The sequence below is a fragment of the Streptomyces sp. NPDC052299 genome (assembly GCF_040679335.1).
GTDB lineage: Bacteria > Actinomycetota > Actinomycetes > Streptomycetales > Streptomycetaceae > Streptomyces.
Genome location: NZ_JBFAUP010000034.1, coordinates 1 through 22,459, shown reverse-complemented (window position 1 = coordinate 22,459; position 22,459 = coordinate 1). Strand labels below are relative to the sequence as shown.

Sequence of the window (22,459 nt, the reverse complement as noted above, 5' to 3'; positions counted from 1 at the left end):
CGTTTACGGCAACTCGTCGATCACCAGGCCGTGTTCACTCATGCAGAATCGATGCTTCGGGCCTCTGTACACCCACCTGCCGTCTTCCAGCTGTTTCAGATTCAGCCGGAGAACGTTCCTGAGGGCGGACATGCCGCGCCAGGCACTATCGGCATCACCCTCCACGTCCTCGACGAGTCGCTTCGGTACCGGAATCAGATAGGGGACCAGCTGTCCCGGCACCGGTCGCCTTTTGGGACCGCGCTTAAGTCTCCGTTCCGGGACGCCTTCCTCCAGGAGATGCGCCTCGTTCCCCGGCCGGCCGTGCCCGTACAGACAGACCACCTGCACCAGGTCTTCCCCGAGCACCGAGGAAAGTAGCTCGGGCTCCATACCGGCGTGGTCACGGTTCAGCAGGGCGAGATCGCCATCAAGCTCCCCCGGCCCGGGCACCGCCAGCCACCGCGCAGTACCGCTGGCCTTGTTTTCGCGAACCGTGCGCTGGTTGTCGAGCTTCTGGAGCTCACGCGCCGCCGGCCACTCCAGCCTGTCGCCGAACTCCTCGGCATACACCTCATCCAGAATGAGGGGCAGCTCATCGGGCAAGGAAACCGTCCTGCCGGCCCCCAGGAGCAGGTCAGTGCGGCGTACCAACGCGGCGTCGTCCAGTTCCGACGCGTTGTCCGCTCGGAGCACCACAAGCCTCGACCGGTCACCCACGCTCTGCACCGCACGAGCCAGCAGGGCCGCGAGCGGCGCCGGTCCGGACAGGACGACGTCGAAATGCAGGCCCCGGACATGTTCCAGCATCGACGTCGTCACCAGCACGGAAGGGCCGGTGACTCCACCAGCTGGCGCGATGGCGGTTCGGCAGGCCGCGAGACGCTGCCACCGGTCCTTGTTCCACATCTGTTCATGGACCAGGGTCACGTTCAGGCCGGGGAAGTCCTTTGTGAGCTGATGGAACGTGCGGATGGCCTCCGCAGGCGTCGCTCGGTAGACGGCGGCTCTTCCACTACCGGCTGCGACGATCGGTACAAGAGCCGCCTTGATCGCGCCGTACGGCGTACCGTCAACGACTTCGATGCTGAGCGAGCTGGCACGAGCGGCCTCGGCAGGCTGCTGGGGCAGGTGCCCCGTTCCAGACTGAGCATCCACGAACAACCACCCAGGCGACCGACGGGGCTGCATCACTGGCTCTCTGCCCCCTCCAGCGCCCCGGCGGTAGGCCGCCAACATCGCGTCCACCGACTTGTCCGCCGCCGTTGCGGCCAGGACGACCGGGATCCGCAGCGCCGCAGCCCACTCCAGGAACCGCAACATCAGCTCATGCCCCCACGCGCCGCGGGCATGGGCTTCATCCACCACGACGACCTTGCCGGAAAGAGCAAAGAGCCTCATCGCGTTGAACGTCACCGGCATAACAGCCTGCAGAAGTTCGTCCACCGTCCCAGTGCCGAGCGCAGCCAATAGCGCACGGTGATGGGAGTTGAGCCAGCTATTCGCTGTCGGAGCCCACTCCTCACCAGGCTCCGGATTGACTCCGCCAGTCGCATTGGCGTGAGCCCACTGCGCTGCGGCTTCCGCCGGCTTCAGCCGGGAAGAGCTGTGAAGCAGCAACGAACGCCACGGACCGGTCAGTGCCTGCCCGGCAAACGCATGCACCTGCGCCATGTGACTGTCAGCCGCTGAACCGGTCGGCAGTGCGTAAAAAAGGCCCCGCGCATCCGTCGCATGCCCAAGGACGGCCGCGGCGCGAAGAGCCGCTTCCGTACGCTCCTCCGACGGCGGAGCCGTCACGACCACCATGCCCGGCCCGTGCTCGGCCACCAGATCGGGCGCCTGGCGAGCCATACTCGCCCCAAGACCAGCTTTCCCCGCATGCTGGGTGGGTACCGGCGGCCGGGCGAACCCCGTCCGAAGCAGGTCCGTCCGCTGCAACAGGCGGGGAGCGGCCGAGCGGGCGAGCTGCCAGTAGGCGTCCAGGTCGTCGGGAGTTCCAGCCCATGCCTCTTCCCTGAGCCGGGTCCGAATCTCCTCGTCGATACTGGCCAGCCAGTCAGACAAGGTCACCAACCCCGTCAGGACAACGGCCGCTCCTGACGTCATCCGGCCCTGCGGAACCAACGTCCCCCCGACAACTCTGCGTACCTCGTCGAAGTGGATCCGTCGCTGCTCCTCCCAACTCCGCGTGCCCATGCCGGGGTGACGCGCTGCAGGGCACCGAGAGTCCTTTTCGTAGACCACCGGGTGGAAACGGCCACCGTGGCCACCGAGCAGCTGGGCCACCGCATGACTGAGCTGCGATTGCGGACGCCGCTTCGATGACGGATAGCCGATCTCCTTGAAGGCCCGGACCAGCCACCAGTGTGCCGCCGCTTCGTGCGACTGGCGGTCCTGCACGGCGCTGGCACCGAATGCGTACCCCGGCTCATCGCTCAGCGGCTGAGTCAGCAGCTTCCCCCCGTGCTTCGGTCCATTCCGGTGCAGCTGAAACGGCACGCTGATCTTCCCGATGTCATGCAGCCCAGCCCAAAACGCCGCGAGCGTCCGCGCCTGCCCAACCGAAACCTGCAGCGCTTCCGCCACCATGTCCTGCTGGTGCACGGTCAGCAGCTCGTCCCAGACGATCTCAGCGACGGCGGCCGTGTCCAGCAGGTGGCAGATCAGGGGATGCGTATGGTCTGCACCGCGGGCATCCTCGCCCAGCCCGGCAGCCTTGCCCCAGAGTCGGGGTTCCAGAACCATGGTGCTCCTTGTCACGGGATTGGATGCGGGCGTGCTTCCGAGGGAACGCATCAGAAGAAGAGCTGTCTCGCCATGCTTCGTCGCCTTGCAGCACCCCCTGTGAAGACCGGCGCGGAGGAATTCGTAAGACTTCAAGTACAGCAAGTTCGGCGTCCCGTAGAGTACTTACTGCTGCACGCCTCTCTGGGAGGTGCGCGGAATCCTGTTGGCTCTTCAGGCGACAGCACGTCGAGATGAACGCACGACCCTCTCGAGGGATGGGGCGCTAACCTCGGCCGTGTCTGCGCGCTCTGGAGAAGCAGTGTCTCGGTTCCTGCGGAAGTTCGTTCTGCGACGCAAGGTCCTCCTTGAGGTATCACGCGTGGTGGTCAGCGCGGTACTCCGTGTCCTGATCAACGAACTCGTCAGCTGGCTCTTCTGAGCCAACGGCGACGGATCCCAGAGGTCCGTCGCCTCTTACATGGCGAGGATGTCCCGCTGGCTCCCGAGGTATCGCCACTACAGCTATGCCCTCCTGCGCGTCCAGCAAGGCTCTCCGCGTGAGCGCGGTAGACCCGGCGCCTGGGTTCGGGGCACCCTATTCCGTCGTGTAGTCGGCTCCACGTGAGCAGGAACGAGCGGGTGTCGCGCGAAACACCGCGTGGCGCGTTGCTTCAAGTCAGTTACTTGAAACGTGAAAAGCGTGATTGTTGTCCCTGTACGCGAGGAAGTGAATTTCCGCGCGAGCGGATGTGAGCCACTCGTGCCCGACCCGATCGAAGTGGACGTGCCGTCCTCTCCGCGCGAGCGGAGGTGAACCGATGTCGAGCCCGGTCGTCTCGGTGTCGAGCGCGTCCTCTCCGCGCAAGCGGAGGTAAGCCGTAGATGGTGTCGTAGACGCTTCCGGTCTGGCCGTCCTCTCCGCATAAGCGGAGGTGCGCCGCCGGTGTACTCGTCACCGTGGGAGACGGGCGTGTCCCCTTCGCGCGAGCGGAGGTGAGCCGGTGGACGCGGGGAGCATGTTCGCGTTCGCTCAGTCCTCTCCGCGCGAGCGGAGGTGAGCCGGCGGCCTGTCCCTCGACGTGCCGATGCACACGTCCTCTCTGCGCGAGCGGAGGTGAGCCGGCGATCGAGAAGCTGATGTTCGAGATCGCCAAGACCTCTCCGCGCGAGCGGAGGTGAACCGTACACGCCCGCCTTGGACCCGGGCGGAACCACGTCCCCTCCGCGCGAGCGGAAGTGAACCGGACCCCGCCGTGAATGAGCAGACCGCCCTCGAGTCCTCTCCGCGCGAGCGGAGGTGAACCGCCGGCGTGGACGTGGAAGGGCAACGGCACTTTGTCCTCTCTGCGCGAGCGGAGGTGAACCGCCTGGCTCGCGAAGGTGACCGGCAAGAGCGAGGTCCTCTCCGCGCGAGCGGAGGTGAGCAGCGCGCCAACACCCGGCAGACCTACGCCCGCCAGTCCTCTCCGCGCGAGCGGAGGTGAGCCGACGACCTCGACGCGATGCGCGCCGTCGTCTGGGTCCTCTCCGCGCGAGCGGAGGTGAGCCGTCGTCGCGCAGCTCCCGAAACACCACGCGCTCGTCCTCTCCGCGCGAGCGGAGGTCAGCCGGTGCTGCGGCTGTCGTGGGTGATCGTGTTCGGGTCCTCTCCGCGCGAGCGGAGGTGACCCGTTGTTGAGCAGGCGCTCTCTGGACGAATACCAGTCCTCTCCGCGCGAGCAGAGGTGAGCCGAGCTCCTTGGCCTTGGGGCTGAGGTAGATGTAGTCCTCTCCGCACGAGCGGAGGTGAGCCGAGGAGTACGTCATCGCCTCCGTGCGCATGGCGGTCCTCTCCGCGCGAGCGGAGGTGAGCCGCGCGCGGTAACTGTCGGCGTCATGGGGGAGGCGTCCTCTCCGCGCGAGCGGAGGTGAGCCGCCGGTGTACGGCTTCCAGCGGTGCAGCGCCTGGTCCTCTCCGCGCGAGCGGAGGTGAGTCGGGATATCGGTGTACTCGCCGGAGAACGCGGCCCTTACCCAATCGAAGCGGATCGGACCCAGGCGCCCGTTCATCGCGGCCAGCAGGGACGGGCTGCTGCTGTACGCCGCACAGACGTGGGGCAGCCACGGTGTGTGCTGCGCAGGCAGATCGGGCTGCCTGTGCATGTCCTCCAGGGCGTACGTCGCCGCCCAGCGGGCGTTCTCGAGTCTCGGGGCGTCCTGAGAGGGGTCGCGGTCGTCGCCCACAGACTGCACCCAGCACGGATCATCGCCGTCCGTGTTCCAGTGCGCTGCTCCAAGAGCCCGCGCGACCAAGGGCTCGCCGATGTCCGCGAGTCGGGCGCGAAGACCGGCGATCAGGTCGGCGCGGTGATCCTCGTCCCAGTCGGTACCCTCGCCGAGATGGAACAGGGTCAGGTGCAGTTCCTCGGCCGGCTCGGAGCCGACTGCTTCGAGGGCCAGGCGCTGCGCGTCCGCTGCTGTCGGCATCAGGGCGATCATCGCCCCGCTATGGCCGCTGGCAGCGGTCAGGTCGGCATCCACACGGCTCTCCCTTGCATCTGAAATTTCCGCTCCTGGGGCCGCCTGAGATTCGAGGGCCGTCGCGCGCAGTTCGGGGGCGAACTGCAAGGCGGCACCGGCAGTTGATGACGAGGCCGGCCGGAGCCGTGGGGTCGCCGGGGGTCTGCATTGCGATGCCGCCGACCGTGAACGGCTCGGCGAGAAGCTGCATCTGGCCGTTGGCCTCAGCGTGCGCGGTACGCACCCGCGCGTCGTGCCGGGTGATCCACTGCTTAACCACGGGCCGGTCCGGGCCGGCGGCGGCCTGCGCGGCGGCAAGGGTGGCCGTGTTCCACACCTTGGCCGCCTCGGTGCGGGCGATCTGCTGCTCCCGTACCGGGCCCAGGTGCGCGCCCTCGCGGGTGAAGGCGTCACGCAGCCTGGCCCGCAGTTGCTCGATGTCCTCGTCGGCGTCGAGTCGGGCGGCCAGCTCGGTCCGGGCGGCTTCGGCCAGGCGGTCGCCGACGGCGCGCAGCAGGTGCTCGGTCGTTTAGGCGTACTGGCCGAGCCCTTCGGGCACGGTGTCGTCGTACCGCCCGGGCAGGTCGTCCCAGCCGTCCGGCAGGTCCTCGCCGATGTCCTCGGCGGCCGCGGTTGCGGCTTCCTCGGCGGTGCCCAGGAGACGGCGTACGAGGCCGCGGGTCCGGGCGCCCCACATGCGGGCGATCCGGCCGACGGAGAGCCGAGCGGTTACCAGCTCGGTCGCGGCGATAACGGCGTCGGCGACCTCGTCGGCGGTCGCGGTCAGCGCAGCGGCGACCGCGTCGGTGAACTCGCGCTCGGCCTGGTCGAGCTGCCCGTTGCGGTCAGGCACCGTCACCGAACCCACCCTGCAGGGCGGCGCACAGGGCGGCCTCGGCTCGCTGGCGTTCAGGAACTCCGACTCGAACTTAACCAGCTTGAAGTCGGCGATCGTGTCCGCAGGGACTTCAAGGACGATCGGGATGATAGCGGCAGCCGACTCCGGGTCACGGACCGCGGTCTCCGCGATGGCCATGAACGTCTCGATCAGGTCGTCCTCGGCACCGCCTTGAGTGCCGGACGTCGGGAACCGGGTGCCCTTCGGGATGAGGAGCAGGCCCCGGCCGGTGATCCGCGGCCTCGCGATGGCCTTCACTGCTGCGTTCAGCAGCAGGAGTTCTTCCAGCAGCTCCAGCGACGAACGGACGGGGCTGTCGGCCTCGATGGCGCGCTCGGGATCCGGCTCCCACACCCGGATTGCCACCGGGGCGCCCGGGTCCAGGGTTTCCGGGTCACCTTCAGGGATCGGGACGTCCTCGCCGTCGATCTCGGCCATCAGCTTCCCGGACTGCTGCTTGACCTCCTTCACCGACACGACACGCCAGTCGTGCCCGTCCTCGGGGCTGTCCGGGGACAGGACCTCGGAGTTGGGGGGGACGACGATCCAGCCCTCGCCGGGGATCGTCAGGTGCCGTCCGAACGCCCCGAGGAGCTTGCTCTGTCCGTCGGGGCCGCCGGCGATCTGCGCGACGACCTCGGCGGAGCGGTGGTTGTCGGGGGCCTGCTCGGTCGTGCCGTCATCAGCGCGACGGGCGGCGATGAGGCGGGCGCCGGACATGGCGTTGCCGATCCACGAGGCGGCGAACCGCACTCCGGGGACCGCATGGTACACGTCGTAGGCACTGCCCTGCCACGACTGGTCACCCGCGCCGCGTCCCCGGATCTTCCGCGAGGTGTACCGGCTTGCCGCCGCGGTGATCGCCCGCGGTGCCGCCATCAGTAGTCCGCCTTGCGGGCGTCGTCCCAGCGGTTCAGGAGGGCTGCGGCGCCGCCGACGGTCAGCCACTCGATGCCGTGGACGATGACCGGGCTGCCGGACCAGGTGCCGGTGACGAGGAGCCACGTCGCGAGGAGCGCACCGGACACCCACCAGCCGGAGCAGTAGACGCAGGAGATCAGCGATGATAAGCCATTCCGGAGGGTGGGGCCCGGGGACGTCTCCGCAGGTCAGTGGCGGTTTTAGACCATAAACACGCCGAGGTCAGAACAGTGCCATGTCGTCGTCCCCGGCCCGGTGCTTCGGCGGGGTCGGGGAGTTCGATGTCGAACTCCACCTGCCGGCCGATCTCGGGCAGGTCGACGATGCTCAGCGACTCACTGCACGACACCAGAGAGCCGTCGGGTCTCGGCGGGCACGGGCGTCGTCGTGGCGCCACAGGTGGCCCTTCGTCAGGGATCCGGCCATCGGGGCGACAGCTGTGGGCCGTTCGCACTTCGCGCACTCCACGCGGGGCAGCTTCATCACGTTCTCAGTGTGACGGGCGGGCTACTGTTGGTTGCCGGATCGGCTCGTCGCCTTCCCCGTGGCCGCCGTGCTGCCGGGCAATCACGCCGAATGCCTCAATGGTCTCCCGCAACCTTTCATGGCGGGCACGAACCATTCTGGGGCGGTGCACGGGGTCGAACTCGCCGGTCTCCTCTTGATTGACTTCCTCCACGCTCCGAAGGAGTTTCGCAAGGTTGTCAGCTGCCTTCTGAACGTCTTGGGCTGCCCGGTGGACAGGGGCGGGGCCTTCAAGTCCGACCATGCGAACGGCAGCCAACACCAGACCCGGGCTGTGCACTTCGCGGACCGTCTCCCGGTGGGCCTGCAACCGGGCGTTGGAGAACTCTGGCGGGATGCCCTGCGACTGGTCACACAGTGCCTCAATCAGCTCCTCTGCTGCTTCGAGCTGGGCTTCCGTCGCCTCTTCGTACCTATTGGCGGCGTTGAGCAGCAGTGTGTACGCCTGTTGCTGAGCTGTTCTTCGTGCCACGTCGAGAGGGCCTGCGTAGGCCATCCTGGCCGCTTCCGCCGTGCGTTTCCCCGTGACGCTCGCGGCGTACATCGCGGCAGCACCACCGATGATGGCGCCACCGAGCGCGCCCCCGACCCCGACCACCGCAACCAGCACCTCGGTCTCCATGGGCACGATCCTGCCCGCCCCTACAGGGGAACATCAACCGATTCGATGCAATCCGGGATCACGCATGCCTTGAGGACGTCAGGGCGCGTTCTCCGTCTGTGGCGGCCGGCCGGCGGCGGCGTCTGTTCCAGGTTCGTGACGGGTCTCCCCAGGACGCAAGTCCGGTGTCATTGTTGCCTTTCAACAGCTCGCGAAGGGGACGGCATTGATCATCCTGGACACCTGCATCTTTGAGAAGTTCCAGCTTGAGAGCACAAGCACGGACCTGCTCAAGACCATCCAGACCTCTGGGGTCGATGTCGTGGCAGTACCCGACATCGCGATGATCGAGCTCACGTCGCACCGCGTGGTGCCACAGCGAGAGAAGCACGAGAAGGCGGTCGCCGCCGTCGAGAACTTCGCGGACACCCTGCCCTGGCCGGCCGTGGCACCGAAGCCACAGCTGGATCTCGACAGGTTGGCCGACCACTGGCAGAAGCGGTTCGAGGAGGTGGTTGCCGTCCTCCCGACCAGCCCGGAGGCCCTGCGGGAAGGGTTCCGGCGGGAATCGATGGCCCTGCCGCCCTGCAAGCGAGTTGAAGCCAGCGGAGGCTCGCACAAGGTCGGGGGACGCGACGCGGCGATCTGGCTCACGGCTGTTGAGTACGCCCGAGACCACCCGGACGAGACGGTCGTCTTCGTCAGCGAAAACACCGCCGACTTCGGACACGGGACGCCCTACCTCTACCCAATGGATGGCGACGTCGAGAAGCTCAACAACTTCGTCCACCTCACGACGTTCACCGATCTCATCTCGCGATTCGCTACGCCCGACAAGGTCGCCGAGGACGTGGCGCTGAATGCGCTCACTTCGGCAGAGTCAAGGAAGGCCGTGTTGCGTGCGGTGAAGAAGTCTCTCGGATTTTCTCGGCTGCGGTCCGTAGTGCCCTTTGAGGTCACAATTTCCCGCAAGGGCGGCGGCGGTAACCCCGAGGACATCGCAGCAGATGACCTCGAAGCGTTCACGGCTCATGGGTTCAGTCAGGAGCCGAACCTGAAGCTCGATTCGGTACGCGACATGAAAGCTCATCGAATCGGAAACCACGTCTGGTGTTCCGTTACGGCGCGATGGCTCCTGTCTGGCGTTGTCCTAGGGAAGCGCGTTCCCCGCGGGCAGAGGGTCACTCTGCCCGCTGGAACAACATGGGAAACCCGCGTGCTGTTCAGCCCTACACAGGAGGGCGCGCCACTGACAGTCCTCAGGGCTTGGTCACCGCGGTGCCCAAGCCCTGCCGAGTTCGCCAAAATGCCTGAACTCCCCCCGTGGTCCGAGGTCGAGTCCGATCTCATTGACCCGCTGGATCGCCGTGTTGCGATGCACCACGGATCGGAGCTCGTTCAGGCCCTCGTGACAGAACTCGGCAACGTCCCTCTGTCTGAGTTGTCGGACGGTGAGCTCCCATACACAGGAGCTCTCGTACGCCGGTCTGCGATTGAGAGGCGTTTGCGCAACTGGATGCACCACGTACTGCCTGAGCCTGATGAGGACGAGTAACTGCATCACTTCGAGATCCGCCGCCCGTAGAGGCCGGCTGACGGGGGGGCCTGACGGATGGTGCCCGGGGTCGGGGCCTGCGGGAGCGGGGCGTGAACGATCGCGCCCTTGTGGGCCTCGGGAATCAGCCCGTACACGAGGATGCACGAGGCGTCGATCCGGCCTGGCGAGTCCGGGTCGGTCGGCTGCCACGTCGCCCACTCCCGTTCCAGGTCGGTCAACACACCCCGGAACCGCACCTTGTCCTGAACCATCTGCTGGGCGATCGGCTCCGCGCGGAGCAGCTTGCCTTGCTTGGCACGCACCGGGTCGATCCTCGGCACCAGGTCGTCCTCGGGGATCTCACCGGACCGTTGCAGGGTCTCCCACGACGTTTCCAGGGGGAGGACGGCCATGTCCCGGCCGAAATTCCACTCCACGAAGATGATCGCCGCGTTCGTCTCGTACGCGAGGCGGCAGGCCGCGGTGGACCACTCGGCCGACGACATCGGCGCGGACACGTCGTGGTGACCCACACCCGCTTGTCGTCGCCGAGGAACCCGCCGATGACGCCCGCCGTGTCCCGGCCGCCGCCGGAGGGGTCGATGGATACGGCGATCTTCTGCGGCTCGACCTTCGTGCTGCCGTCGCGGATCATCCGCAGCGCAGCAGCTCCTTGGACACCAACGCGCCTTCGGCCGGCTGCGGGTCGCCCTCGGCGAGGCTGTGCCAGTCCCTCAGGATCGGCGTGGCTTTCATGTCCGCCCACCACACGCGGAGCTGCACCGTGTCCCGGGGCGGGATCTTCGGGTGCGGCAGCGGCTCGCGGTGCTCACGGCCGAGCGGGTGCGGCCCGAACTTCGGGTCGGCCATCGCCGGGAGGTGGATGACCCGCCACTTCCCGCCCTCCTCGACCCGGCCCTCATCGGCCAGGCGCCGCCCGGCCCAGTCGTCCGGGTGCCACCTGGTCTGGATGCCGACGATCGCGTTCCGGTCCGGCTGAAGGCGCTTGAGCGCGGTCGAGGAGTACCAGTCGTGCAGGGCCCGCCGCGACGCCTCCGACTCAGCGTCGGCCCTGTCCTTGTGCGGGTCGCCGATGATCAGCAGGTTCACATCGAACCCCGTCAGGCCCTTACCGACGGACACCGACCGGACACCACCGCCCTGGGTGACCTCCCAGTCCTGCATCGCCCCGGAACCCGCCTTCATGAACAGGTCGTACTCCTCGCCGTACTCCTCGACGTAGCGGCGGATCTTCTGTCCGCGCCGCAGCGCCAGGTCGTCGCCGTACGAGGTGACCGCCGCCCGGTCCATCGGGAACCGGCACAGCCACCAGAACGGGAACCACTCCGCCACGGTCGTGGACTTACCGACCTGCGGCGGCGTGAAGATCATCAGTCGTGGGCACTCGCCGCGCCCCACGTCGGCCAGGGCCTCCCCGATCACCCGCAGGTGCGGGCGCGACCGGAACGAGCGATCCAGCCCCCGGGCGAGCACGACAGGGTCGCGCAGCAGGTCGCGGCTCATCGACCGCTTGGCGGCCTCCAGGTGCTGGAGCACCGCCACGTCGTCCAGGTGATCCAGCTCAGCAACCTGCTGCACAGTCTTCTCACTCCTCGCCGGGGGCCGGCTGGTCGTCATCGTCGTCGCTGTCGTCCACGGCGCGCAGCCGCCGGTTCACGGACGCGGCAAGGTCGGCGAGGCGTACCCGGCGCTGCTCCTCGGGCATCTGGGCGAACTCGGCGAGCTGCACCGCCAGCGGGTTCCCGCCCTGCCCGGTGACGGCGATCGTCTCCGTCGGGTCCCCGAACAGGACGCGCCGGTGCCGCATGGCGACGTCCATCAGCCGGATGAAGTCGCTGGCCGACAGCTCCTCGGCGCGCAGGGTGCCCAGGCGCTGCGCGAGCTTCCCGATCGCCGCGCCCAGGATCTTCGCGTCGGACTCGGCGGCCTTGCGGCGCTCTTCCAGCCACGTCGCCTCGTACAGCCGATCCAGGTGCCTGTCGTACGCCTCGACGCGCTCCGCAGCCTTTGCCAGGGTGCGGGCGCGGCCGAGGTCGCGGTACGTGGTGAACTGTCCGTATTTGCGTGCTGACTCCTTGGGTTGGCGTTCCCAGGGGTCCAGTGCGGGGTCGAGGGTGAGGGTGGTCGTCACGGCTGGGCGTCCCTGTCGGTGCTGTCCCAGTTGGGTCCGGACAGGTACTCGCCTGCCAGGCGTTCCAGGAGCTTCCAGCCCTGCCCCTGCTCGATCTCGCCGCGTCCCTCTGCTGCTGCGATGGCCTTGTTGATCGTGACGGCTGCGGGTGCTCGGAGTGTGCGTGCGCCGAGGACGGTCTCCAGGCCGACGTGCCCGGAGTGCGCCGCGGTGCCGTCGGGGGCGGTGCAGCCGGCGCGGAGGTCGCTGATGTGGGCTTCGGTGATGGCGAGGATGGCGTGGAGCGCGGTCGCGACGTTGCCGACCTTGTGGGCGGCGTGCGTGGACGCGAGCGTGTCGAGGGTCTGCTCGTAGTCCGCGCGTGCGGCGAGCCAGCTCTCGTTCTGGCCGAGGCGCGCCTCCTCGAACGCGGTACGGGCGGCTTCGAGCTCGGCGGGCAGGAAGACCAGCGACACGGTCGCGAAGTCCAGGTTGGCTTCCGACAGGCCCTCGGGGCTGACTTCGGCGAGGAGCTTCAGCTGGTCGTCGTCCAGGCCGGAGTACGCGCGCCAGTCGACATCGTCCAGCTCCTCGTACAGCTGCTTCAGGGTGCCCGGGTCGTCCTCGCCCGCGATGGCGTTGTGCGACAGCTGGATCGCGACGAGCTGCTGCCGGCTCAGCTGCTCCTCGATGAGCATGCAGTCGATCTCGTCCAGGCCGGCGTCGACCGACGCCATCGTGCGGTGGTTCCCGGACAGGACGAGCTCGCGACCCTCGTCGTACTCGCCGCCCGCGTAGATCAGCGGGGTCGAGGTGAGGCACCCGTCGCGGCGGACGGTCTCGACCAGTCGGTCGTACTCGTCCTTCCTCATGAACCGGGCGTTGACCTCCAGGCGGGTGAGCTGGCGGGGGTCGCGGCGTGCGAGGCGGGGCCGGAACAGGGGGGTGACGGTGTTCATCGCATGTCCTTGCCGTGCTTGGTCTTCCACAGGTCGAGGGCTCCGGCGAGGTCGTAGGAGCCGATGGGGCCGCCGTACTGGAGCTGGTAGCGGTGGATCCCGTCGCCCGGGTCCTTCGGGGTGGCCTCGGTGCGCTTCTGGAGCTTCACGCCGGGGATGCCGCGCCCGTACTTCGCGCTGTTGGGGCGGTCGGTGAACGCGGTGGTCGCCCAGCCGGTGATCCGCTTCGACAGGCTGCGCTGGATGAGGAGCTGCGCCTCCTTCGTGGAGGCGGCCATCACGATGAGCTTGGCCAGGCGCCGGTACTTCGTCCACGACACCGGAAAGTCGCTCATGAGGTAGGCGGTGTTCGGGTCGAACTTCGGCGGGAGGTATGCGAACGCGCCGATCAGCTTCCCGTCGACGGCGACCCCACAGGCGATGAGCGGGCTGCCGGGCTTGATCGTCTTTGACATGAACTGGGAGCGGATCGCGGCGAACTGGCCGCCGGTCAGGATTGTGGAGGCTCATGCGGTCGCCGAGGACGTCGTCCCCCGATCTTCGGCATGGGGATGGCCTCGATGGGCTGCCGGGGTCGGACGATGCGCCGGGGCCCGGCGGCGGCGTACACGTAGATCGGCAGGCCGCGGTTCGCGGTCTGGACGACGCCAGCGAGCCGGCTGCGGAGCTCGGGGCGCTCGATGTGCAGGCCGAGGACCCAGTTGGGCCGGTCCTGAACCTGCTCGATGATCCGTTTCTTCCCCGCCTCGTCGAGCTCGCCGAACGTGGGCTCGGACCAGTCGAAGGCGGCATCGAGCGGGGCGAACTGGCTGGTGTAGTCCCCGGAGTAGAACGGGGGGAACATCACGACCGGCGCCTCGGGCGGGACCTGGTCGAGGTAGTCCCGGACGTCACCGGCGTAGAACGAGCCGAGGCGGGTCTCCAGGCCGCGGAGCTTCGTGGCGGTCTTCTCGTGCATGCGCGGCCGCTGCTCTTGGGTAGCTTCGAGCATCCGCCGGTAGTAGACGCCATCCTTGCCGACGTACTGGAGGAACCTGGTGCCCAGCATGAGCGTGGCCATCAGGTCCGCCCGGTCCTCCAGGTACGGATGGAGCCAGCCCAGCTCTTCCTCGTACTCCTCGCGGAGGGTGAACTGAAGCGGGTCGCCGGCGAGGTACCAGCCGAGGGCGCACGAGTACGCCTGAATGTCGTTGCCGTGGACCGGGCGGGAGCTGCCGAACTTCTCGTGGAGTACCCGTTCGATCGTCATGTTGCCCGAGCACCCGACGTAGATGTCGGACTCGGGCCACGTCCCGGCGTGCTCGTAGATGATCGACCGGAGGGGGGGCGGGGATCGATCCGTGGAACATGGGCTGCTCCTTGGGGCCTGCTGGAATGGGCGGCGATGGTAGCCGACCTGGAGACCCCTCCCCCGGTATCGGTGCAGGCCAGGGGCCACGAAGAAGCCCCCGAAGGGCCGGGGCCGTTCGGGGGCTTCGATGTGGAGCGCCGGCCTGGATTTGAACCAGGACTTCCCACCGGGAGGGCGGGCGTGCTGCTGTTGCACTACCGACGCGTGATCGGCTGCGCCGCTGCTCGGGACAGCCAACCGATGCACGAGATGCTACACCGGGGCTGAGACAGCCTCAGGTCGCGCTCCGCTTGAACAGCTTCGCGAACCTCAGCGACATACCGGAGAGCGGAGCGTGGAGCAGCACGTTGGCGGCGAACTGGGCGGCGGCGGCGGGCTCCATGGCCTGCATCTCGCCGCTCCACTCAGCCTGGTAGTGCTCCCGCTCCCCTGCCGGTAGGAAGCGGAGGGCCACGGCAAGTTTGCGTTCAGCCGCCCGCTGCTGAGGGGCCGCCTGCGCCGGCGACGGGGACGGCTTGAAGACGTAAATTGTTGGGTTAAGCGTTCGCCCATGAAGTGCGGCCTCAACGACGTTTTTCATGGTGAGCCGGGGCACTAGCGCCTTCAGCACGGGATCCTGCGCAACGAGCTCCATCACCTCATCGACTGTGGGCTTCCTGCCGTGAGCTATCGCGAATTCGTCGATCTTGACGCGAACGCTCTCGCCAACCCGAGCAACCACACGCGCGGACAGCTGCTGCGGGGTGCCCACCCACCTTTGCCTCGCAACGGTCACGGTTTTCCGCGGGGGCCGGTCGGGGCCCCGACGCGGGGTGCTCACCACATGGCGCCTCTGGCCTGACTGGCGCTCATCCCGCCGCGGAGGGTCAGTGCGCTTGATGAGAGTCAGTAAGAGAGTCCCCGAAGCCACGAGGGCGGTAAGCACCGTGAGGACGAGCTGGACATTGATCACGCTGCGCCGCCTTCAGGGCGGAGTGCGGTCGCGCCGCGGCGCTTACGGCCCTTCGCCTTGTCCAGCGCAGCAGTAGCGCGCTGAGCACCCTTGTCGCTGAGCCTGTAGTAGCGGCGCTTGGGGCGCCCTTCTTCGTGCGTGTCGATGTCCTCCCAGCGGCTCTCCAGCCATCCGCACTGCTCCAGGCGGATCAGGATCGGGTAGATGGAGCCGGGGGCCAGTTCAGCTGCTTCGCTGATCTCGAGTCCGTAGCGTTCTTCGGCCGGTTTCCTGATGAGTGCGGCGAGCACGGCCTTGGTCGCCATCGTCATTCTCGGTTCACCCATACCCATACCGTACCTCCACATAGCTATGTGGAGGTAGACCTACCCTAGGAGTAGATAGACACAGCCCCCTATGAGTAGTAAGACTATGGGCCAGGCGGAGCGGGGCGAGTCGTCAGGGCGGCGACCGGCTACCTCCGGGATCGGCTAGGTCATGATCGATTGGGCCCTCGTGGCGCTGCTCTCCATAGTTCTGGTGCTGGTTGCCCTCATCGTCGGCGGCGTGGCCGCCGCGCTGCCGGACCCCGCCGCACCTCACTGGGCGGACCGGTGCCGACGCGGCGGCAAGGCGTTCACCGGCACGCTGACCGCGCTCATCGCGTTCGTCGGCATGATCGTGCTGGTATGGGGCGCCCTCCGGTAAATCCGGGACAGCGACACGGCCATGGGGCTGCGACCGCCTGACCGGTCACAGCCCCATGGCCCTACTCGTGCGCGCGTGCGCTTGGTCGGGTCACCCTTCCCAGCACGGAATGGCCGCGATCTTGGCGCGTTCGGCCTCGGCGATGATCTCGGCCATCGACACGTCGCTCTGGAAGCGGTGGCCGGTCTTCGCTTCGATCGCCGCGTACTCGGCGGCCAGGGCCGGGCGGAGCTGGGCAGCCCGGATGAGAGCCGGCCTGGACGCGAGGACTCGGAAGGAGCACGACAACCTCGGCATCCCCGCTGCATAAGCCGAGTGGGGGCGTAGCCCGGAGCGGTTTACCGCCGACCACACGTCTTCTGTGGACCAGGCGTGCACCGGGTGCCAGGTGTCGACGTGGCGCACGGTGTTCGACGCGCCGTGTCCCGGCTTCTTGCCCTTGGGGCAGGGCACGCCGCGTCGCTCGGCGCTCTCCAGTGCGGCGCGGCGCAGCATGCAGTCCTGGCACGGGCAGGTGAGTGCCTCGCCGGGGAGAAGGCGAGAAGGCGGCGTCGGGCCGGGGACTCGTCGGCGCGCGGGCCCATGGCGTTGAGGATGCGGACGCGTCCGAGGTGCCCGGCGTCCTGGGCTTCGCGGACGAGGGCGGTCATGAGGCGCCGGACCGGGCCCCGCTTGAAGTCCGAGGTGCACCAGCGGTTCGAGGCGCCGGCCGCCGAGTACGCGGCCATGGAGGTCCAGGTGTCCTCTCCGCGCGAGCGGAGGTGAGCCGTCCAGGTGGCTGGGCCAACGGCCAGCCTCGCTGTCCTCTCTGCGCGAGCAGAGGTGAGCCGGCGCGGGCCGAGCGGTCGGCGGAGTTGTGGCGGTCCTCTCCGCGCGAGCGGAGGTGAGCCGCAGCACCTGCCTCTTCAAGGGGTCTGACGGTGGTTCCACCAATTAGCTGACCCCGAGGAGCCCCGCGCCACGCCTGATCGACGCCCTGCTCGAACAGACCGCTGCCAGGATTCAGCACCCCGCCACAAGAAGCAAAGCCGTCGCTTGGCTCAGCTCCCGGCGGTCCTCCTGAATCAGCCGGTAGACCTCTCGGGCCACATAGCGCTTCAGGCAGCGGATGACTTCCCGCCGCGTCTTGCCCTCCATCACGCGTCGCTCGTAGTACGCCTGAGTTCGCGCATCCCAGCGCAGCCGGCTCAACACGATGCGGTGAAGCACAGCGTTCGCTTGCCGGTTCCCGCCGCGGTTGAGCCTGCGATGCTGCCTGTTCCCCGACGAGTACTCCACTGGGCTCGCTCCGCACAACGCGGCGAACGACGCCTCGCCGCGCAGGCGGTCGCTGTTGTCACCCATGGCGGTCAGCAGCACCGCTGCGCTGTGCGGTCCGATGCCCACAGCGTCAATGAGCCGGGGGTGATGACACCTGACCAGGTCCGACAGCCGGCCTTCCAACACTTGGGCCTGCGCCCGCAACTGCTCGATGCGCTCAGCCAGCACGCGCAACGTGAATCGTGTCGCCCTGGCCACCGGATCCATATCGTTGTCGCCCTCGCTCAGTTCCAAACAGGTGCGGACAAGCGCACGGCGGGACAGTGTGGCCAGCTCTTCCCGCAGGGGGGGGGTCGGCGGTGACCAGGATCGCCTTCAGCTGGTTTGCCGCCTGTTGTTGCGCATGCACCGCGGAGTCCTTGGCCACGAGGTACAAACGCGCGATTTCGGCTGGGCCGTCGCCACCCTTCACCGGCGAGCGCGCACGAGCGCTGAGGACCGCACGCGCAGCGGCTTCCGCGTCGCCTCGGTCCGACTTGCTTCGTCGGCGGCGGGCCGCACGCCCAGGGCCTGGAGCCTCAAGGACCTCGATTCCCTGCGACAGGAGATAACGCGCCAGGGCCGCACCGTAATTTCCGGACGACTCCACTCCGGCCCGACGTATGTCACCCAGATGAGCCGCCCAGGCATGCAGTTCCTGATAGCCACTCGCGGTGGCCGGGAAGCGCTCGATTCCCAGCGTTCCTCCGGTCATGGCAACCACGGCCGCAACATGAAAATCGCGATGCGTGTCCACCCCGAGTACCGCCTCCGTGGCAGCCTTGGGAGCTTTGATGGGTCGGGCCGATTCTGGTGGAATGATCACCCCTCCGCCCCGGCAATGAATCCGCCATGACCGCACTGCTGGCCCGGGCAAGCGGTCACTGGTGAGACAGTGCACGTTCACCGCGCAAGGCAGAGCCCTGGACACGCTTGCCCGAACCCGCTTCCGAGCGCACCGTCTGGCCTCGTGAACGACACTGGGCAGTCAGGGCACTTGGGACCAGAAATCTCAGGAGTCAGCTCCGACGCTCCGGCGGTACGCCTCAATCCTTCCCAAGCACTCGCCTACCGCACACACATACCCTCCCCCGCGAGAGAAGCACTGATGCACGGCAGCGCTCACGCCCCAAGGAACGCGCCCCCTTGAAGCGCCCGCGCACACTGCACGCCTGGGCGGCCCACATGCCCGCACGAGTCTGAGAACTGCGCGCCTGAATCAGACTCGACGCCCGACACAGCGGACGACACTTCAGTCCCCCGATACGGCGACCTCTCCGCATCGCCTTCTCCACCAACAGCGGGACGATCCTCCACTACAGCGTGGGTGGACCAACGGACGTAGGGCACGGGCCGGGGAATATAGAGGCGAACCGCCGGTTAGCCAAACCGCCAACTTGGAGGACAGTTGAGGGCTACTGCGCCTACATGGTCTGCGCACGCGTACCTGAGACGAAGCACCCCTAGAAGGACGAAAGAAGCCGATGCCCAAACAGGAGAGCTTGCCTACGAGCGCCCGGTACAGCCCCGCACACATTCGTGCCACATGGAACGGAACGGGGAGCGTCGAGGACGCCGCGAGGGCGCTTGGGTTCTCACGAGCCAAGGGATACGAACTGATTCGCAGGGGGCAGTTTCCGTGCCGCGTACTTCGCATCGGACGAAGCTCACGCGTCGTCACGGCGTCCCTGCTCCGCGTGCTCGAAACCGGGGAACCGGAGTACAACGATTCCCGCACCTGACGCCATCGGCCCACCGAGCCCGCAACAACGACGCCCCGCTCCACACCCGGCGGGGCCTCCTCCTCGCACTCACCCCACCACGGGCGCCAAGCGACTGCCCTCGCAAATCCCTCGTTCCCACGAGTGACACAGAAACTGACCGCGTGAGGAGGCGGACGCGTCCTTCGCGCCCACACGTTCGACCTCACGGCGAAGCCGCACCGGAGTACTCCGGTGCGGCTTCGCCGTCCCACGGATCCGTCCAGAGTCTTCGCCAGGGCCGACCTCGATGGCCCCCGGTCGTATCACTCGCCTATCACACAGCAGTCACCAACTGGTCAGACCCTCGCAGACCAGAACCCTCTGACCTGCGGTTTCGCGTCTGCCCTGGACTGGTGAAGACGCCCCTGGACGCTTTCTACAACCTGTGCCAGGTGGTACCCAGTGAGGGGCCGATGACCAGGACCGGAGCGTCTTCTGGCCCGTCAAAGCGGTATTGCAGGGTGTTCGGCGGTGTATCACTCACGCCCCGCACCCTCTCACGTCGCACAAAAACTCACACAGCCGGGGGAAGCAGGCTCGTGTGACCGTCCGAAGGCCGGGACGACCGGGCGGGAACCATCGGGGCCACTCCGATCAGCGGTGGAGACGCACCGAGCCCGGCCTCTCCCGCCGTGGCGGCCCCGGCGCGGGCGCTCCGGGGCCGGGACCGCCGTGGCGTCGGCGGGTGCGGCCTATTCTTCCGCGGTGACGTCGGTGATGACCGCGCCGCAGTGGCCCTCGACGACGGAGTCGAAGTGAAGGTGCGACACGCGACTGTCGGCGGTGAAGGTGTAGGTCGCGGTCCGCCAGTGCGGGTTGGCCTTGTCAGGCAGGCCGGCGTTGATCAGGCGCTCCGAGTCGGGGCCCGTTCCGGAGACGCTGAAACGCAAGTTCTTCGTCGTGTCGCAGCCGTCCCACGTCTCGGTGCCGTAGCGGAACGTCACGGTGACCGCGCGTCCGGGCGTGGTGGGGATGGCCTGTGAGACGCCGCCCATGCTGCTGCCGTTGAGGCTGACGGCCTGGGCCTCGGAGCCGGTCTTCGCCCATGCCGCGGACTCCACGTCCACCGTTCCGGTGACGGTCCAGCCGGGGATGGTGGCGCCCCCGGCGCCCACCCCCTGGTATCCGGCGGCGAGCTGCGGCTGGTTGAAGGCGGGGTTGGTCAGCGGCAGGTACTGATGAGCGGGCGCTGCCTGGGCGGGAGCCGCGGCGATCGCGACGAGGGCCGAGGCAGCGGCGGTGGCCGCGATCAGGCCGTGCTTGAGGGTCCTGCGAGCGGACACGAGGTCTCCGTTCTCCCGGCCCGCCACGAGGGCGGCGCCGGGCATGCTCGGTAAGGGGTGCAGGCATGCCTGCCACGTCGTCTCCCCTGCTCACAGGCGCCGGGCCAGGTTCATCCGAAAGCACCGCGACCTCCCGCACATACCGCCTCATCGGCCGCAGGCCGTGCCAGAACCCACACTCGCGAACATGTCACCCTGACGCCGGCCGCGTCACTCGCGCCTCAGGATCTCAGCTGTGCAGCGATGCATCCGCCGGCCCGAGGGCGAAGCGCGTGAACCGTACCCGCAGCCCCTCCCGCTGGGGGGAGCAGCAGAACGGACCCGCCAGGGCCACCGCAGTCGGCGGCATAGGGGCGAGTCTGACCATCTGCCAAGGCTCTTCGTCGCGCCGCGCCCGCACGGTGATCGCGTCGCCGGAACGGCTTGCGCGGAGCGTGACGCGGCGGCCTCTCCAGTCGGGAACAGGCGACAAGGACCAGTCCGACATTCCGTGTGTGACAACGGCACCCAAGTGCGGGACGCCGTCGCTCATTTCGACTCCGGCCTTGATCCACGTCCGTTCGTCCACGCGCACCATGAGGCCCGCCTGGTCGTAGAGCGTGTCGAACTCGGCCACGAAGGTCACTTCCATGGCGGAGCCATCAGGAAGTCCGGTCAGGAGCGCGTGCCCGTCATCCCGCACGAAGCCGTAGCTGGTGGTGCGCCAGAAGTCGCTGCGGTCTCGGGTGGTGACGACAAGATCCTCCCCGCTCCGGACGGCATGCAGGGGTGGGTTGAGCCACGTGGCGTCCGCCCAGTCGATTACGCGCTGCTCGTTCACCTGGCGTCTGCCCCCGCTCGAGTCCCGACCCGGCAGGCCCAACGCTTACCGGTCGTGCTGAAAATTTCAGCAAGAATATTCAATCGCATGGCCGGCCTTGTGTGCCAGGACTTCGTGGACGGGGTCGCGGGCGCGGAACCGATGCCGTGCTCGGGCCAGGGACCTCGCCACAGCACCACAGATGCTCGTGAGCACAATGGGCGCCGTGACAACGACGATGGACTACCAGCGCATCCTGGAACGTATAGCCGAGGAGATCGCACGGACTCCCGGCCGCGGGCGGTCCGCCGACTACATCCCGGCACTCGCCGCCCGCGACCCGCGCACGTTCGGCATGGCCGTGGCCGATCTGGACGGCACCGTGCACGGGGTGGGCGAGTGGCGCGAGCCGTTCTCCACGCAGTCCATCACCAAGGTCTTCACCCTGGCTCTGGACCTCGCCCACGAGGGCGACGGACTGTGGGAACACGTGGGCCGTGAGCCTTCCGGCAACCCCTTCAACTCCTTGGTGCAGCTGGAGTACGAGAACGGCATTCCGCGCAACCCGTTCATCAACGCCGGGGCCCTGGTCGTCACCGATCGCCTCCACACCCTCACCGGTGACGCGTCGGGCGAGCTGCTGCGGCTCCTGCGCGCCGAGAGCGGGAACCCGGACCTGGACTTCGACCCCGAGGTCGCCGCGTCGGAGGCCGCGCACGGCGACCGCAACGCCGCCCTCGGCCACTTCATGGCCTCCTACGGCAACATCGACAACCCGGTCCCGCTCCTGCTCGACCAGTACTTCCGTCAGTGCTCGGTCACCGCCTCCTGCGCCGACCTGGCGCTGGCAGCCACACTGCTGGCCCGGCACGGCACACGCGCCGACGGCACCCGGCTGCTGACCCGCAGCCAGGCCAAGCAGGTCAACGCCGTCATGCTGACCTGCGGCACCTACGACGCCGCGGGCGACTTCGCCTACCGCGTAGGCCTGCCCGGCAAAAGCGGGGTGGGCGGCGGCATCATCGCCGTCGTGCCCGGCCGCTGCGCGCTGTGCGTGTGGAGCCCCGGCCTGGACGAACGGGGCAACTCCGTCGCCGGCGTGGCGGCGCTGGACCTGTTCACCACGCTCACGGGCCTCTCGGTGTTCTGATTCCGCCCGGCCGGGGCCGTCACGAGATCAGCCACCGCTGGGCTCCGCGTCGTCGGACAGGGCGGCACGCCGTACGAGGGCGCCGGGCATCGCAGTTAGCGCTCACATCAGTGCCCGCAAGGAGTCCAGGGCGTTTCGTGAGGCGCCCCCGCCTGCCCCTGCCGATCACCGCAACTCCCGCCCAGCCAGGGGTTCCGAGCCCGTGCGGTTGCCGCTCGAGTTCGGCGGGGCGCTCACTTCGAGCGTCCCGTTCTCGCCGAATCTTTCGAGAGAACTGCACTCAGGTCTTGTCTCACACGATTGTGAGCGCTAACAATCATCGGGGGCTGTTGGTGCCCCGTCCACCCCAGACGAGAGAGACCGCATCGTGACGCCACACGCCTCTTCCGGCCCCG

Annotated in this window: 22 protein-coding genes, 1 tRNA gene and 1 pseudogene; 5 read left to right on the top strand and 19 right to left on the bottom strand. The window is 68.0% G+C overall.

All coding sequences use genetic code 11. From position 1 onward, the window contains the following. Nucleotides 1–3 precede the first annotated feature (3 nt). A complete protein-coding gene (locus AB0L33_RS33745; protein ID WP_365687416.1) occupies nucleotides 4–2,727 on the bottom strand; it encodes a CRISPR-associated endonuclease Cas3'' in 2,724 nt (907 codons plus the stop codon). 2,244 nt (nucleotides 2,728–4,971) lie between these two features. Between AB0L33_RS33745 and AB0L33_RS33740 the strand changes: the two genes are divergently transcribed. Further along, a complete protein-coding gene (locus AB0L33_RS33740) occupies nucleotides 4,972–5,250 on the top strand; it encodes a hypothetical protein (RefSeq protein ID WP_365687414.1) in 279 nt (92 codons plus the stop codon). Here the strand turns inward: AB0L33_RS33740 and AB0L33_RS33735 are convergent. The 4 genes and pseudogenes from AB0L33_RS33735 to AB0L33_RS33720 all read right to left on the bottom strand — a co-directional run bounded on the left by AB0L33_RS33735 (nucleotide 5,195) and on the right by AB0L33_RS33720 (nucleotide 8,174). Continuing rightward, nucleotides 5,195–5,593, bottom strand: coding sequence for a phage minor head protein (locus tag AB0L33_RS33735; RefSeq protein WP_365687448.1), 399 nt, complete (start codon nucleotides 5,591–5,593; stop codon nucleotides 5,195–5,197). The two genes, AB0L33_RS33740 and AB0L33_RS33735, sit on opposite strands and share 56 nt — an antisense overlap. A 144-nt stretch (nucleotides 5,594–5,737) precedes the next feature. Further along, nucleotides 5,738–6,985: a hypothetical protein gene (locus tag AB0L33_RS33730; RefSeq protein WP_365687413.1), complete on the bottom strand. Its 1,248-nt coding sequence runs from the start codon at nucleotides 6,983–6,985 to the stop codon at nucleotides 5,738–5,740. Next, a pseudogene (locus tag AB0L33_RS33725) lies at nucleotides 6,985–7,182 on the bottom strand (hypothetical protein); the annotation flags it as partial. The gene AB0L33_RS33730 and the pseudogene AB0L33_RS33725, both read right to left, overlap by 1 nt. Before the next feature lie 335 nt (nucleotides 7,183–7,517). After that, nucleotides 7,518–8,174: a hypothetical protein gene (locus AB0L33_RS33720; RefSeq protein WP_365687411.1), complete on the bottom strand. Its 657-nt coding sequence runs from the start codon at nucleotides 8,172–8,174 to the stop codon at nucleotides 7,518–7,520. A gap of 205 nt (nucleotides 8,175–8,379) precedes the next feature. On the opposite strand from AB0L33_RS33720, the gene AB0L33_RS33715 reads away from it, so the two are divergent. Next, nucleotides 8,380–9,708, top strand: coding sequence for a PIN domain-containing protein (locus AB0L33_RS33715; protein ID WP_365687409.1), 1,329 nt, complete (start codon nucleotides 8,380–8,382; stop codon nucleotides 9,706–9,708). 5 nt (nucleotides 9,709–9,713) lie between these two features. Here AB0L33_RS33715 and AB0L33_RS33710 read toward each other — a convergent pair whose 3' ends face one another. The 9 genes from AB0L33_RS33710 to AB0L33_RS33670 all read right to left on the bottom strand — a co-directional run bounded on the left by AB0L33_RS33710 (nucleotide 9,714) and on the right by AB0L33_RS33670 (nucleotide 15,409). Next, a complete protein-coding gene (locus AB0L33_RS33710) occupies nucleotides 9,714–10,223 on the bottom strand; it encodes a hypothetical protein (protein WP_365687408.1) in 510 nt (169 codons plus the stop codon). Nucleotides 10,224–10,341: 118 nt separating this feature from the next. Beyond that, nucleotides 10,342–11,289: a hypothetical protein gene (locus AB0L33_RS33705; RefSeq protein WP_365687407.1), complete on the bottom strand. Its 948-nt coding sequence runs from the start codon at nucleotides 11,287–11,289 to the stop codon at nucleotides 10,342–10,344. Between the two features lie 7 nt (nucleotides 11,290–11,296). Continuing rightward, nucleotides 11,297–11,842, bottom strand: coding sequence for a hypothetical protein (locus AB0L33_RS33700; protein WP_365687406.1), 546 nt, complete (start codon nucleotides 11,840–11,842; stop codon nucleotides 11,297–11,299). Then, nucleotides 11,839–12,780, bottom strand: coding sequence for a ParB N-terminal domain-containing protein (locus tag AB0L33_RS33695; RefSeq protein WP_365687405.1), 942 nt, complete (start codon nucleotides 12,778–12,780; stop codon nucleotides 11,839–11,841). Before AB0L33_RS33695 ends, AB0L33_RS33700 begins: the two co-directional genes overlap by 4 nt. Beyond that, nucleotides 12,777–13,235, bottom strand: a complete 459-nt coding sequence (locus tag AB0L33_RS33690) for a hypothetical protein (RefSeq protein WP_365687403.1) — start codon at nucleotides 13,233–13,235, stop codon at nucleotides 12,777–12,779. Before AB0L33_RS33690 ends, AB0L33_RS33695 begins: the two co-directional genes overlap by 4 nt. A gap of 35 nt (nucleotides 13,236–13,270) precedes the next feature. Next, complete coding sequence (locus AB0L33_RS33685) at nucleotides 13,271–14,029, bottom strand: hypothetical protein (RefSeq protein ID WP_365687402.1); 759 nt, start codon at nucleotides 14,027–14,029, stop codon at nucleotides 13,271–13,273. A gap of 232 nt (nucleotides 14,030–14,261) precedes the next feature. Next, nucleotides 14,262–14,335: transfer RNA gene (locus AB0L33_RS33680), tRNA-Gly, on the bottom strand. A gap of 70 nt (nucleotides 14,336–14,405) precedes the next feature. Further along, nucleotides 14,406–14,882 carry a hypothetical protein gene (locus AB0L33_RS33675; protein WP_365687400.1) on the bottom strand — a complete coding sequence of 159 codons (477 nt, stop codon included), beginning with the start codon at nucleotides 14,880–14,882 and terminating at the stop codon, nucleotides 14,406–14,408. Between the two features lie 197 nt (nucleotides 14,883–15,079). Beyond that, nucleotides 15,080–15,409, bottom strand: a complete 330-nt coding sequence (locus AB0L33_RS33670; protein WP_365687398.1) for a PadR family transcriptional regulator — start codon at nucleotides 15,407–15,409, stop codon at nucleotides 15,080–15,082. Between the two features lie 151 nt (nucleotides 15,410–15,560). Here AB0L33_RS33670 and AB0L33_RS33665 point away from each other — a divergent pair, with 151 nt between their 5' ends. Next, nucleotides 15,561–15,770: a hypothetical protein gene (locus AB0L33_RS33665; RefSeq protein WP_365687397.1), complete on the top strand. Its 210-nt coding sequence runs from the start codon at nucleotides 15,561–15,563 to the stop codon at nucleotides 15,768–15,770. Nucleotides 15,771–15,860: 90 nt separating this feature from the next. Here the strand turns inward: AB0L33_RS33665 and AB0L33_RS33660 are convergent, their stop codons facing one another. The 3 genes from AB0L33_RS33660 to AB0L33_RS33650 all read right to left on the bottom strand — a co-directional run bounded on the left by AB0L33_RS33660 (nucleotide 15,861) and on the right by AB0L33_RS33650 (nucleotide 17,784). Further along, on the bottom strand, nucleotides 15,861–16,265 hold the full coding sequence (locus AB0L33_RS33660; protein WP_365687395.1) for a hypothetical protein: 405 nt from the start codon (nucleotides 16,263–16,265) through the stop codon (nucleotides 15,861–15,863). Between the two features lie 507 nt (nucleotides 16,266–16,772). Beyond that, nucleotides 16,773–17,324 carry a transposase gene (locus tag AB0L33_RS33655; RefSeq protein ID WP_365687394.1) on the bottom strand — a complete coding sequence of 184 codons (552 nt, stop codon included), beginning with the start codon at nucleotides 17,322–17,324 and terminating at the stop codon, nucleotides 16,773–16,775. After that, on the bottom strand, nucleotides 17,248–17,784 hold the full coding sequence (locus AB0L33_RS33650) for a transposase (protein ID WP_365687447.1): 537 nt from the start codon (nucleotides 17,782–17,784) through the stop codon (nucleotides 17,248–17,250). The genes AB0L33_RS33655 and AB0L33_RS33650 overlap by 77 nt, the downstream gene beginning before the upstream one ends. A gap of 769 nt (nucleotides 17,785–18,553) precedes the next feature. Between AB0L33_RS33650 and AB0L33_RS33645 the strand changes: the two genes are divergently transcribed. After that, complete coding sequence (locus tag AB0L33_RS33645; RefSeq protein WP_365687393.1) at nucleotides 18,554–18,811, top strand: helix-turn-helix domain-containing protein; 258 nt, start codon at nucleotides 18,554–18,556, stop codon at nucleotides 18,809–18,811. Between the two features lie 713 nt (nucleotides 18,812–19,524). On the opposite strand, the gene AB0L33_RS33640 is transcribed toward AB0L33_RS33645, so the two are convergent. Continuing rightward, entirely contained in the window at nucleotides 19,525–20,115 is a 591-nt protein-coding gene (locus AB0L33_RS33640; protein ID WP_365687392.1) for a DUF642 domain-containing protein, read from the bottom strand. 229 nt (nucleotides 20,116–20,344) lie between these two features. After that, on the bottom strand, nucleotides 20,345–20,935 hold the full coding sequence (locus AB0L33_RS33635) for a DUF1349 domain-containing protein (protein ID WP_365687390.1): 591 nt from the start codon (nucleotides 20,933–20,935) through the stop codon (nucleotides 20,345–20,347). Between the two features lie 196 nt (nucleotides 20,936–21,131). Between AB0L33_RS33635 and AB0L33_RS33630 the strand changes: the two genes are divergently transcribed. Beyond that, nucleotides 21,132–22,064, top strand: a complete 933-nt coding sequence (locus AB0L33_RS33630) for a glutaminase (RefSeq protein WP_365687445.1) — start codon at nucleotides 21,132–21,134, stop codon at nucleotides 22,062–22,064. The last annotated feature ends 395 nt before the right edge of the window (nucleotides 22,065–22,459 follow it).

Coding starts and splice junctions, on each gene's coding strand:
- AB0L33_RS33685 (WP_365687402.1), bottom strand. CDS start 14,029: ATGACGATCGAACGGGTACTCCACGAGAAGTTCGGCAGCTCCCGCCCG.
- AB0L33_RS33630 (WP_365687445.1), top strand. CDS start 21,132: ATGGGCGCCGTGACAACGACGATGGACTACCAGCGCATCCTGGAACGT.
- AB0L33_RS33670 (WP_365687398.1), bottom strand. CDS start 15,409: ATGGGTGAACCGAGAATGACGATGGCGACCAAGGCCGTGCTCGCCGCA.
- AB0L33_RS33660 (WP_365687395.1), bottom strand. CDS start 16,265: ATGCTGCGCCGCGCCGCACTGGAGAGCGCCGAGCGACGCGGCGTGCCC.
- AB0L33_RS33650 (WP_365687447.1), bottom strand. CDS start 17,784: ATGACCGGAGGAACGCTGGGAATCGAGCGCTTCCCGGCCACCGCGAGT.
- AB0L33_RS33730 (WP_365687413.1), bottom strand. CDS start 6,985: ATGGCGGCACCGCGGGCGATCACCGCGGCGGCAAGCCGGTACACCTCG.
- AB0L33_RS33665 (WP_365687397.1), top strand. CDS start 15,561: ATGATCGATTGGGCCCTCGTGGCGCTGCTCTCCATAGTTCTGGTGCTG.
- AB0L33_RS33720 (WP_365687411.1), bottom strand. CDS start 8,174: ATGGAGACCGAGGTGCTGGTTGCGGTGGTCGGGGTCGGGGGCGCGCTC.
- AB0L33_RS33690 (WP_365687403.1), bottom strand. CDS start 13,235: ATGTCAAAGACGATCAAGCCCGGCAGCCCGCTCATCGCCTGTGGGGTC.
- AB0L33_RS33645 (WP_365687393.1), top strand. CDS start 18,554: ATGCCCAAACAGGAGAGCTTGCCTACGAGCGCCCGGTACAGCCCCGCA.
- AB0L33_RS33745 (WP_365687416.1), bottom strand. CDS start 2,727: ATGGTTCTGGAACCCCGACTCTGGGGCAAGGCTGCCGGGCTGGGCGAG.
- AB0L33_RS33695 (WP_365687405.1), bottom strand. CDS start 12,780: ATGAACACCGTCACCCCCCTGTTCCGGCCCCGCCTCGCACGCCGCGAC.